Genomic DNA, 11,722 nt, shown 5'->3' with positions numbered 1-11,722 from the left:
GATAATCAGCCCAGATGTGATCAAAAAGTGTTATCCGCAAAAAATCATCGATAATCAGTACAGATGCCCTGTTTTTAATGTCTTTGATGTCTTTAATGTTTTTGTTTCTTTCAAGGAATAGGCTCGCGCCCACACGCGGAGAGTGCGTATGAAAAGAAAACCATTACATTAAAATAACGGTTCTCTTGTTTGGAGATGGTGGGTTAAAAAAGAATATTATTAACAATAACAAGAAGAACTGGATGGTGCTGAACACGGTACGTGGTGCACAGGCAAGGGCAAGGATCTACAGCATTACCGAAACAGCCCGAGCAAATGGTCTGAATGTTTACTACTACGTAAAGCATCTATTGACCGAACTGCTTGACATCCGTATCGATGGAAGTGTCGATGAAAAAGGATTAGAGCGTCTAATGCCATGGTCAAAAGATCTTCCAGCTGAGTGTTATAGTAAGCGCCGCAAATGAGCGGCGCTGTATTTGGCGTGAGGCGAAGGATTTGACCTTTACGGTTATTCTGATTTGAAAGCTATTATAATTGCTTCTATAGCTTTCATTTGATTTAGGGTTAACCCATCTGTATTACAAGTTGAATAATTTTTAGGTTTTTCAATACCTAAAATGTAATCGGAAGATACTTTAAAATAGTAACATAATTTTACGAGCATATCTAGACTTGGAAGCCTTGTCCCGCACTCATAACTGCTAATGGTAGACGCACTAACACCAAGAGCAGTTGCTAATTGTTTTTTTGACAAACCTTTCGATATTCGTAGTTCTGAAATTCTACAAGGAAGATTATGAAGCTCTTCTAATTTATAATTAAAATCATTGGACATTTTGTCACCTCCAACACTTTTAGTATAATCAAAGAAACATCACTATGTGTCACTATCAGCACTATAAGTGTTGCATTTAAAACTAAACAGTGTTATAATAGTAAAAAGAAGAAGTCACTTATTAACGGTTCAGCAAAGTCAGCAAAGTCAGTAAAATTAGGGATTTTTGTTGAACATCTACAAAAAAAGAGGAAGGGAAAATGCATTATTATCGAGGATATACCGGGACAGTAAAAACAATTTATAAAACAAATGATAAATCGATTACGGCTGAACATCGGTACTTTTCCGGACAGTCTGGGCTGATTGTGGTATTGGAACATGCCAATCGAAAAGATTATGAGCTTTTTTTCGTTTCAAAAAATCCAAACGGTCGTTATATTTTTCCAGATACAGGGGAGTTGATGGAGGAAGATGGACTTCTGACGTTCAAAACGCGTGAAAAAACTTACACATTTCAAACGGATCCGTTGGAAAAGCCCTGCATCCCCGAGCACGAGTTTCTATTTCTTATAGACGAAACGCTTTCTATCATTGAAGATCACTACCATGATGCGAAACGCGGAACTTTTAAGCTAAAACCGCTTCCGAGAGGCTTTAACTTTCGTAGCTTCCATGCGAAATTTTGTAGAGAAACCTCGATACGGATGCTTGAAAAGCGTTACCCAACAACTATAGAATAAACAAAGTAAATTGAAATGCGGATATGCGATTTAATCGTCGTTATCCGCATTTTATTTTCTTTTAGACGAAACTGATTCTAGAATTATACAATTTATCAAATGTAGTACTGGGCTTATTTTATTCAAAGAAAATAGTTAAATACAAAGAGATTTTTGTAAAACATAGTCATACGCAAAATGTATCCGATTTTGTCGCCAAAAATGTGGACTTTTGAGACAAAAATATTATTTTGTTTCTAAAAACGCGGACCTTCAGAGTGAATTAGGAAATAAGACCTTGGTAAATATGCCGAATTTTATTTTTTTAATCCACTGTTTCAATTATTGCTCAAAAAAAAGGGCGTTTTTGTCGCCAAAAATGTGGACTTTCAGAGCAAAAAGTTGTTTTGTCGCCAAAAACGTGGACTTTTGAGGCAAAATACGAAAAAAACTACCGTTATTGGGTCACATTTACAAAGCAAAAATTGTAGTTTAAACTGAAAGTACGATCAGAGTATCAGGCAAGTGGCTAGTACCGCAGACGGATGCTTCATTTTCGTGGCCCATCCAATGAGGAAATAGACGCAACATATCAGAAAATGTTACAAGAGAAGGAGAACGAACATGTTACAATTTGATTTTACGAATACCGATGACGCTATGGAATTGTCCGAAATATCCGATTATCTTTCCGCCGATGAGGCTGAGGCTGCCATGAAGGCGATCCGAAAAGTAAGAGAAGAAAAAGAAAGCATGAAAGCCGCTGATTTTGAAACCTGGTTTGAAGCTGCCTTTTTGCCGGTCTTAAAGCGCTTCGCATCTGAAATGGGATCAAAATTAACCGTCTCACAGGACAGTTTCGGAGACATTACAGCTACCTTTACCAGCCGGTGCGGAATGGATATCACATCGAACAATAAATGGATGCGTATGGCGTTGTCCTCTGCAGACCATATCTCCGTAAGCAAAAAGACAGACTCAGATGAAGTGGAATTTACGCTTATCTTTGGTTTTCCGGAACAGGAATAAGCACCGATTTTAGTGATAGGAAGGGGGATGGAACATGAAGGACGCAAAATCGCCTGAAAATCAGGCTTATATCAATGAAAAACTCCAAGAACAACTGGAACAAATCACAGAGAGAATCATTCTGCGGCATATCAATTCTTTTTATAAACCAGATTGCGCAGATATAGAGTTTTATACCGGTTTATCCAGGGAGAAGATTGAAGAAATTGCTGATAAATGCCGTCGGAAATTGCTGATTCAGCAGGCCTATTCAGCGGAATCCCTGTTAGAGGATGTAAAATATTTTTGCGAATATCTCAAAACCGAGAACTCTTCCAACGAGCTGGCCTCTGCAGAATTCCATGTTTCTCAGGAGTGTGCAGTGGAGTGGAGACGGGAGCCGAAACGAAGTGCGGTACGGGAGCTGGTTTACCATCAAGTTGATGAACGAGACATCATGAAATCGTTGCGTCTGACAGAGGATGAATTTTATCAGCTAATGCCAGAGGCTGATGATTTAAAAACGTACGAGCCGGTATTCCAGCCAAAAGAACTTGCGGGCCAGGAACTGGAAGAAAAGTACCAGAAAATGATGCAAATGCTAAAAGGAAGGAATGTGTAAGGAATAACGCAGATACCAGAGTATTGAAATTGCTCTCAAAGTCCACATTTTTGGCGACAAAATGGAGGAATACTTCTATGCATGAATTTCAAAAACCTAAATTTCTGGATGGGATAGAATTACCTGCATCATATTATCAATCTCCGGATCCTTATAATGACGCTCCAGATTGTGAAATCAGTTTATTAGCACTATCAAGATACGCACGATCGAGAAATAAAAGAATAATCGATTTAAGCTGCGAGGAAGTATTACAATTTAGAACGCCTGTGGATAAGGAACAAGGTTAATACATTTAATTAGGAAAGGTGATACGCTATGAGTGTTTATATAACGGGTGATGTACACGGCGATTTTTCCGAGTTGCAGCAGTGGTGCCATGCAATGCGACCGAAGAAAAAAGATATCGTAGTCATACTTGGGGATGTGGCACTAAACTACTTTGGCGATTGGAGAGATTGCGAAAGAAAAAAACTGGCAAATGCGCTTGGTCCTGAGATTTTTTGTATCCATGGAAATCATGAGATGCGTCCGGAAGACGCTGGATGCTATGAACTGATAGATTGGCATGGCGGAAAGGTCTGGTGGCAGCCGGAATTTCCTAATCTGATTTTTGCAAAAGACGGAGAAATTTATGAACTGGGTGGCAAAACGGTAATTGTGCTAGGCGGTGCGTATTCCGTAGACAAATCTTACAGGCTTGCTTATGGTTATCGGTGGTTTCCGACTGAGCAGCCATCCGATGAAATTAAGAAATTTGCAGAAGACCAGCTTGATAGAGTAGGTTGGAAAGTAGATGTCGTCTTTTCTCATACCTGCCCGTATAAATACAGACCGGTGGAAGCCATGCGCCCTAATCTCGACCAGAAGACGGTGGATACAACAACGGAAGAGTGGCTGGATCAGATTGAAGAACGGCTGGAGTATCGAAAGTGGTATTGCGGACACTGGCATATTAATAAGCGGATTGATAAGATGGAATTTTTATTCCATGATGTGCGGTTATTTTGAAAGGGGAAGGGAATAAAATGTTTGATACGAGTTCGTTAGAGGCACAAGTAGAGGCGTATGTAGAAGAAAAATTGCAGGAACAGGCGGTTGCCATTGCGGACAGAATTCTTATGACTTATCCAACTGGGAAATCGGTCCAGGATATCATGCATATTACAGGTCTGCCGCTTTACTTAGCAGAAACGGTATTTGATAAATGTGCATGGAAACACAACTATAAGCGGAATTACCCTAAAGGTTATGTCATGGGGCAAGTTGAAGTAGTGTGGAATATGGCAAAAAATGAGGATGTAGATACTAAAAAATTGGAAAGCTTTTTGACGAGGATGGATTCTGTAAAAGCAGAACAATGGAAAAAGAACCCGGACAAAGCTGCAATCACGGAACTGCTTTTTCATCATCTCAATATTTATGAAATTATGGATGCGCTTTCTATGACAATAGAAAAGGTTCAGGAACTGATACCGTATTGTCAGGAACTGCAAACCTATCAGCCGGTTTTTAAGCCTGTAAGTGTTACAGATGAGGAAGCGGAAAAGGCATATCAAAAGCATATTTCCGATTGAGGATGGAAAATTATGGATGATATTGTTAAAAATAAAACAGAACAGAATGTGGAAGAAACCATTGCCTATGAAAATTTGCCCGCACGGGAGTTAATAAAAGTGACAGACGAGAATGCTGTAGCTCTTTGGACATCTTTATGCGATGCCAGGGAAAATGCTGAGGAGTTATTTAAAGAGTCCGAGTATTGCGGCACAAGTTTATTTTTAAAAGATTGTTTTATGAGTTCCTGTATGGCGACCATGCTGGGAGTTGTTTTAAAATGGGGCGAACTTCCGTTAACATATAAAAAAAGTCTGAGTGAAGAACTTGAAGAAAATTTGAAAAACCATCGAAAACAGAAGCTTTATCAGCTGGTTGAGACAGATGACCGTTACTGGACGGACGGAGAAAGAATCTTTCCATGCATGTCCACTTGGAATGTGAATACGCAATGGGATAAGCTGAAACAAATTCTTGCAAAAGAAAAAGGAATGGGAATGTGCTCCGATCTTCTGGAAGAGGCGGAAAATCCTTTTGATGCCGAAACGGATGACATCCATGTTTATACGGAGCAGGTAAAGAGAGATGCAATCATTCAGACCGTACGTCGGGTGGTTCTGGCAAAACATATGAGTTATGCAAATGAGATTGTTAATACTATCGGCATTTCGCGGGAAGAAGCGGATGTCTTGGTTGAAGAATGTAACATACGCAAGAAAATCAATGCAGATCTGGACAGCGCTTATCTTTTTGAGGCCATTTTGGGGATTCGTTTGTGGATACAAATTGCCATGGAAGAAAAGAAAACAGAACCTGAGATTACATATCTGGCGGGTCTGTCTATTGAGAAAACCAGGGAATGGATTGAAAATCCGGAAAAACAGATGGTTTATGTGGCGAACTGCCATGGGTTTGGAGATGAGTACATTGCTGAAATGCTTCATCTACCTGTAGAGCAGGTTCAGTCATATATCAATAAAATTGGCGAAGACTGTGGTACAGATAATACATATTATGAATCAAATCATTTATTTGAAATAAATAGAATGCCGCTGGATTGTAAAAAAGCACTGTATCAAAAATATCTTAGAGAGTAAAACTTCCAACCATGTTGGCTGGAAGTTGGAAAGGAAAGATTATGGGATCATATGCAGCTTATACTGGAGCGATGAATATACCGCCAGAACGATTTCCAACATTTAATAGGTACATGGAGAAGATTTTGAATTATGGCGGAATAATTTGGCGTTATAACAGAAAGGTAATGGGACATGATATAACATTGATTTGTCCAGTTAATTTCATGAATGAAGAAACGGTGCGTTTTTGCCTAAATTATTTCGATGATTCTTTCGGGGAAACAGCCACGTATGATGTAAAAACAGGTGCCCTTTATACAGGAAAAGTGGGAGATAGAGCCTTTGAAGCAGTTATCGACGCCGCTTATATGCTGTACGAAGTGTTTCTGAATAATCCGGTAGGTATTGCAATTACGGATGATGAATGGTGGAATGAAAATATACTTGGTTGGATTAATCATATTCTAGGCACACATTATACAAAAGAAGCCAGAACACATGTATGGATGTTAGCAGAGTATTTTCAAGAAATGCGAGAATGCAATTACCGTTATCGTATGATGCCGGATGGATATCGCTTTGCTTGTATGATCCCGGAAGAGGAAGATCTTCTTTACATAGAGCGTGGAGAGAATGAGACAAATCAGAAAATGATAATATCGGAAGATACCTATGAATATGACGTTTGGGAATGCCGAAAAGCTCTGGTGCAGTATTACAATACCTTTCAGGATAGAAAGCAGCAAGCTTTAGAAAATCTATCGGCATTTCTCAAACTGGCAAGGAAAGAACGAACCCAAAATGTTGACGATACATTGGAAAAGATTGCAGAATTATCCCTTTATATGCCGGCACGAGTCTTTTTATATCTAACAGCCGAAATACAGGGAAAGGATTTCTGGACAATGTGGGACGAGCTAAAGGATGAGGTTTACCATGATGAGCAGATGAAAAATTATCCTCGTGATATTCTTAATCAAATTCATGACTGGTGGGTATGCGGTGTCCACGATATTTGTACAGCAGATTATTTGCATACAACGGACGATGACCGGCTGTACTGGTGGCATGAAACTTCAGAAGAAGTGATTATTTCTTCTGAAATGGATAAAATTCTTAAAAAACTGGCAGCAATTCATAATGAAATCCTCAAAGCTTTACAGGAAACTGATTTGAAAAGTCACACAGACCTTTCGCTGATGGAGGTTTTAGAACGTATCCACAAATCTTATGGACATGTATATGCATTCGATACTATGTTTGATGAGTTTTTGGATCATACTGACAGATTACCATATAAAGCGGCAGTCGAGATGCTTTCTTATCTAACTGATATGGAAAAAGAGGAGAATCCTCTAAAGAATGTGGCAATTAGTATTCCTGTTGTCACATTAACAAAACGTTTTCTTGCTGTTTTAGCTAATATACCGCTTAGAAAAAAATATTTTGAATTTTAGGACTTCCAACCAACATGGCTGAAAGTGGAAAGGGGACATAATGGCAGAAAATTATTTTTACCCAGATACACATGAGATGTTTGAATTATACGATGTACTGGAAGGGCTGCTTTCAGGGAAGAATGCTGATATTGGAGTATTTGAGGGGGCTGAGGTAACCGCAGATCCTTCATTGGATTTTTTAATGCGAATCCTATTTACACCTGTGGAAGATCGTTGTTCTTACTTATCGATATTGGGTGATAAAGTAAATAAAGAATACGGGCATACGCTGGAAGATATTAAAGCTGGGACTTATCAGGGCCTTTTTGAGGATCAATTTGAAAAGAAGCGAAAAGAGTGGATCGAAGATATCAGAAAGACAGATCAGCCAATGCTTCGTATTTTAAAAGCAATAAAATATGGTCGGGAAGTAGAAACTTGGGAAACCAAAAAACATTTTTTAGACCTGATCGCAAAACAGAAAGGGTTATTGATGTCTACGGAAGTGTGCAGTAATATGATCAGAAAAGGTTATTATCTATCAAAGATTGCAGAAATTGTTCCGTGGGTGACAAAAGCAGATATTTATGGACTTTCCTATATGATACATAAGCCGATGGAATTAACGGAAGAAGATATTCGGGAGGTTGAATTAGAATATAGAAAAACAGGAGAACCTGCGGTCTTAAAGAAAATTTTTGGCGAACCAGATCAAAAAAAGGAAGGAAAATCAGAGGATGAGTAGAGCAGTGTTATCTATTGAAAACATTGCGATGCTCCACAGCATGGATTAGAGCAAGTTGGACGCATCTACGGAAGAATGACTTGATGCAATACTTCTGTTCAACTTGAACAAAAGTGGAAAGGAGATACCATGACGGAAAATTACTTTTATCCAGATACAGATGAGAGGCGATGCGATTCCTTTATCACAGAACGTTTCTATCTTGATGAAAAGAGCTGCGACCGTCTCATTAAAATTATGAAAAAAACAGAACCTGCGAAGAAGATTCAAAGCACCGGCAAATATGAAGAAGGAAAAAGATTGTTAAAGGAGTACTTCGGCCGGTAAACAGGAACTGATTTTCATTCGATGACAGGAGAAAGAATTATGATGACGGAAGAAATGAAAAAAAGATACGAAAAATCTTTAGAATCTACACCGGGGCCGATTAGACTGAGCGATATGAAACAGGACATGGACCTTAGGGGTATCATAACCTATGCCAAAGCGTGGGGAAAACATGTGATTGATCTTTCGGATGAGGAAAAAGCGCATTTTATCCGTAATAAAGAATGATGGGAGTGGTGAACTTGCGTGATATAAATAGATATTATGAAATATATCAGGAAATGAAAGGACTGACTCCAGATGATACTTTGCAGTTGATGCTGCATGCAAAGAGTAAGGACGAGCAGGACTTTTTCGCAATGGTAGGCGATTTCTTCTTGCAGCGCAGACAAAGAGAGTTAATCGAAAAGAAGGCGTACTAATCTTCTAATGCAAATTGATATTACCCTGGACTAACGGGACAACTCAGAAGCAAAATAACGTTATTCATCCCAGATCTCTCCGGATATTCCGGGGAGACTCTTTTTATGCCCGGCAATAAGAATTTGTTTCATTTTCCATCGGATTTATTATACTGAGTTTGAAAATTTACCATACAGTCAATCGCTTCTTTCTTCCAGAAACTACTATTGACAAGCAAAGTATGACTCGATACAATATAATAAAAGAACAAATGTTCGATTTAAGGAGCGGCATATGAAGCGGGTAATTTTTCATGTGGACGTCAACTCAGCCTTCCTATCATGGGAAGCGTGTTACCGTCTGCATCATTTGGGAGGGAAACAGGACTTAAGGGAAATCGTAAGCGCAGTCGGCGGTGACCAGGAGAAGCGTCACGGCATTATCCTGGCAAAGTCGATTCCTGCAAAGAAATACCACATCCAAACGGGAGAAACTGTCGTATCGGCCAAACAGAAATGTCCTGAACTTGTTCTTGTACCACCCAATTACGACCTTTATAATCGCTCATCCAAAGCACTTATACGCATGCTTGGAGATTATACCGACAGGATTGAGCAGTACAGTATTGACGAAGCTTTTTTGGATATGACTGGATGCTGTTCCGATCCGGAAGAAAAAGCGCATGAGATGAGAAAACGTATTCGCAATGAACTTGGCTTTACGGTTAACATTGGAATTTCCGAGAACAAGCTGCTTGCGAAGATGGCGTCCGATTTCGCAAAACCGGATCGTGTCCATACCTTGTGGCGGCATGAGATTCCAAAGAAAATGTGGCCGCTTCCGGTAGGAGATCTGTTTTATGTTGGTCACTCTTCGCTTAAGAAACTGTCTAATCTTGGAATCCGTACAATCGGTGAACTGGCGGCAATGGATCCGGCACTTCTCAGGGGGCATATGAAATCGCACGGGCAACTCATATGGCAGTATGCAAATGGATTGGACGATTCTCCGGTAATCGATATTCCCCCGGCAGCGAAAGGGTATGGAAATTCCCTTACGACACCACAGGACGTACAGGATCCGGAGCTGGCGAAAAAATATCTTCTGTCTTTATCGGAAACGGTTTCCGCAAGGCTTCGCGCAGATGGAGTGAAAATTAGCATGGTTTCTATCAGTCTCAGGGACTGGGATTTACGCTTTTACGGACATCAGATCACATTATCTGTGCCAACAGATCTTACCATAGAGATTTATGCGGCCGTCTGCCGGTGTTTTGATGAAGTGTGGGATGGAATACCATTGCGGCATCTGGGTATCCATACAGGACGCGTCATCAGGGATGATTTCAGGCAGATCCAGATGTTTGACAAGGTGGACTATGAAAAAGCGCGGAAACTGGAATGCGCTGTGGATTCCATTCGTAAGAGATACGGTATGGACAGTATCAAGCGCGCCTGCTTCATAAGTTCTCCAGGCAAAGCGGAAATTGATCATATGGGAGGAGGAATCAGCCGCGAAAAACGTACGGTTGATTACACCAAAGAGCGCGTATTATAATGTAAGGAGTTGATGCGCATGGCAGGATTTGCAGATGCGACCAAATACGGAGTTGAAACGGATAGTGGTGTGCCAAAGGGTAATATGTATCACATTGCATGCTCGACATGGTTTACAGCAACCGGTAAGGCCATGCCTCAGTACTTTAAATTTGAGGATGATAATGGGGATATTCAGACGGTCAGGGATATTCTGATAAAGTACACGGAAAACAAGAACTTTTCCGGTATCCCGAGCCGGGAATACGGATGTGAAGCAGTTGTCGGTGGATTGACCCGGCAGTTTAAGTTGATTTTTTACCTGGAGGCATGCAAGTGGGTCATGCTGGTGTAGGAGGAGCCTATGTGTGGAAGATATTATGTAGATGACGGGATATGGAATGAAATCCGGAAGATTTGCCATGGGATTGATGAGGCAAAGTTGAATATACGGTTAGGCGATGTGCGCCCGACGGATTTTGCATTGGTTCTGTCTGGAGGAAAGGAAATCTACGCAGAACAGATGCGCTGGGGCTTCGCATCACCATATCAGGACGGTCTGCTTATCAACGCCCGTGTGGAAACAGCCACAACAAAGGTATCTTTCCGAAACAGTATCCGGAACTGCCGCTGCGTGATCCCGGCAGCCGGATTTTATGAGTGGACGAAAAGTAAGGAACAGGTATCATTCACTATGCCAGATTCGTGCATCCTTTATATGGCCGGTATCTGGCAGCCATCCGATAAGGGCAATCAGTTTACGATTCTAACCACGGCACCAAATACGTCTGTATCCCCGGTGCATGACCGGATGCCTCTGGTACTGACGACGGATGAAATCAGACCATGGATCGGAGACTGGCAGAAAGCAGAAGAGCTGCTCTATAAAGTACCGCCGATGCTTGACCGAAGGCAGGAATATGAGCAGCTTTCGTTGTTTTAATCCAGATCGAATATACGGTTCTTTCCTTGTTTGCTTCGAAGCAGAGCAATATTATTTTTAATCTGGTCCAATTCATCTGTTTTATCGGAAATTTTCACGCGGTCATAAAGAGAAAAGGTGCATGTGAGGATCGCCAAACCGTTTTCGGAACTGATAAACACATCGTCGGCAAGTTGTGTCATGGCCGCGAAAATATCTTTATCCCTGGAATCGCTCATATTGATCATAACAAGAGCCTCTGACATGATTTTAATGCTGCCGTAAAATGTCTTATCGTCAATATCCATAATGACATGCGCGCCCTGTGTTTCTGCGATCATCGAAAGCCATGGAAAGATAATATCAACGACTTTGTGCCATTTATCTGTATTTTTTACCAGCTTATACTGCGATGATTCCAGATCGCTGTAATCCAAGCAGAGCTTCATCTCATCCCGCCATTCACCGATTTCCGGCATAGGGGTTGTATCGGTTGATTTCATAGCGCTCCACAGTTCACGGTATTCCTCAATGTAATTTACTTCTTTTCTCATTCTATAGTTTTCCCTTCCCCATTGTATGGCGA

General features: G+C 40.6%; 17 protein-coding genes. 15 read left to right on the top strand and 2 right to left on the bottom strand.

Features of this window, described 5'->3' with window-relative positions:
- Window positions 1-242: 242 nt before the first annotated feature.
- Complete coding sequence (locus GPK90_RS19780; protein ID WP_252197422.1) at window positions 243-467, top strand: transposase domain-containing protein; 225 nt, start codon at window positions 243-245, stop codon at window positions 465-467.
- Window positions 468-511: 44 nt separating this feature from the next.
- Here GPK90_RS19780 and GPK90_RS10925 read toward each other — a convergent pair whose 3' ends face one another.
- The gene (locus tag GPK90_RS10925; RefSeq protein ID WP_215702974.1) at window positions 512-838 is read right to left on the bottom strand and encodes a helix-turn-helix domain-containing protein; all 327 of its coding nucleotides are present in this window, start codon (window positions 836-838) and stop codon (window positions 512-514) included.
- A 200-nt stretch (window positions 839-1,038) separates the two neighbouring features.
- Between GPK90_RS10925 and GPK90_RS10920 the strand changes: the two genes are divergently transcribed.
- The 14 genes from GPK90_RS10920 to GPK90_RS10855 all read left to right on the top strand — a co-directional run bounded on the left by GPK90_RS10920 (window position 1,039) and on the right by GPK90_RS10855 (window position 11,157).
- Window positions 1,039-1,521, top strand: coding sequence for a hypothetical protein (locus tag GPK90_RS10920; protein WP_215702973.1), 483 nt, complete (start codon window positions 1,039-1,041; stop codon window positions 1,519-1,521).
- A 603-nt stretch (window positions 1,522-2,124) separates the two neighbouring features.
- Window positions 2,125-2,529 (top strand): hypothetical protein, encoded by a 405-nt coding sequence (locus tag GPK90_RS10915; protein WP_215702972.1) that lies wholly within the window; start codon window positions 2,125-2,127, stop codon window positions 2,527-2,529.
- A gap of 34 nt (window positions 2,530-2,563) precedes the next feature.
- Complete coding sequence (locus GPK90_RS10910; protein ID WP_215702971.1) at window positions 2,564-3,130, top strand: hypothetical protein; 567 nt, start codon at window positions 2,564-2,566, stop codon at window positions 3,128-3,130.
- Between the two features lie 77 nt (window positions 3,131-3,207).
- Complete coding sequence (locus tag GPK90_RS10905) at window positions 3,208-3,420, top strand: hypothetical protein (RefSeq protein ID WP_215702970.1); 213 nt, start codon at window positions 3,208-3,210, stop codon at window positions 3,418-3,420.
- A gap of 28 nt (window positions 3,421-3,448) precedes the next feature.
- On the top strand, window positions 3,449-4,141 hold the full coding sequence (locus GPK90_RS10900) for a metallophosphoesterase family protein (protein WP_215702969.1): 693 nt from the start codon (window positions 3,449-3,451) through the stop codon (window positions 4,139-4,141).
- Between the two features lie 17 nt (window positions 4,142-4,158).
- A complete protein-coding gene (locus GPK90_RS10895; protein ID WP_215702968.1) occupies window positions 4,159-4,707 on the top strand; it encodes a hypothetical protein in 549 nt (182 codons plus the stop codon).
- A 12-nt stretch (window positions 4,708-4,719) separates the two neighbouring features.
- On the top strand, window positions 4,720-5,784 hold the full coding sequence (locus GPK90_RS10890) for a hypothetical protein (RefSeq protein ID WP_215702967.1): 1,065 nt from the start codon (window positions 4,720-4,722) through the stop codon (window positions 5,782-5,784).
- A 41-nt stretch (window positions 5,785-5,825) separates the two neighbouring features.
- The gene (locus GPK90_RS10885; protein ID WP_215702966.1) at window positions 5,826-7,223 is read left to right on the top strand and encodes a hypothetical protein; all 1,398 of its coding nucleotides are present in this window, start codon (window positions 5,826-5,828) and stop codon (window positions 7,221-7,223) included.
- Between the two features lie 40 nt (window positions 7,224-7,263).
- A complete protein-coding gene (locus tag GPK90_RS10880; RefSeq protein WP_215702965.1) occupies window positions 7,264-7,950 on the top strand; it encodes a hypothetical protein in 687 nt (228 codons plus the stop codon).
- Window positions 7,951-8,079: 129 nt separating this feature from the next.
- A complete protein-coding gene (locus tag GPK90_RS10875; protein WP_215702964.1) occupies window positions 8,080-8,277 on the top strand; it encodes a hypothetical protein in 198 nt (65 codons plus the stop codon).
- Window positions 8,278-8,316: 39 nt separating this feature from the next.
- Entirely contained in the window at window positions 8,317-8,505 is a 189-nt protein-coding gene (locus GPK90_RS10870; protein WP_215702979.1) for a hypothetical protein, read from the top strand.
- A gap of 468 nt (window positions 8,506-8,973) precedes the next feature.
- Window positions 8,974-10,236 carry a Y-family DNA polymerase gene (locus GPK90_RS10865; RefSeq protein WP_215702963.1) on the top strand — a complete coding sequence of 421 codons (1,263 nt, stop codon included), beginning with the start codon at window positions 8,974-8,976 and terminating at the stop codon, window positions 10,234-10,236.
- Between the two features lie 18 nt (window positions 10,237-10,254).
- A complete protein-coding gene (locus GPK90_RS10860; RefSeq protein ID WP_215702962.1) occupies window positions 10,255-10,569 on the top strand; it encodes a hypothetical protein in 315 nt (104 codons plus the stop codon).
- 9 nt (window positions 10,570-10,578) lie between these two features.
- Complete coding sequence (locus tag GPK90_RS10855; RefSeq protein WP_215702961.1) at window positions 10,579-11,157, top strand: SOS response-associated peptidase; 579 nt, start codon at window positions 10,579-10,581, stop codon at window positions 11,155-11,157.
- On the opposite strand, the gene GPK90_RS10850 is transcribed toward GPK90_RS10855, so the two are convergent.
- The gene (locus GPK90_RS10850) at window positions 11,154-11,690 is read right to left on the bottom strand and encodes a hypothetical protein (protein WP_215702960.1); all 537 of its coding nucleotides are present in this window, start codon (window positions 11,688-11,690) and stop codon (window positions 11,154-11,156) included. The genes GPK90_RS10855 and GPK90_RS10850 overlap by 4 nt on opposite strands.
- Window positions 11,691-11,722 lie beyond the last annotated feature (32 nt).

The sequence above is a fragment of the Clostridium sp. MCC344 genome, assembly GCF_018785365.1.
GTDB lineage: Bacteria > Bacillota > Clostridia > Lachnospirales > Lachnospiraceae > Pilosibacter.
This window is presented reverse-complemented; position numbering and strand designations above follow the sequence as displayed.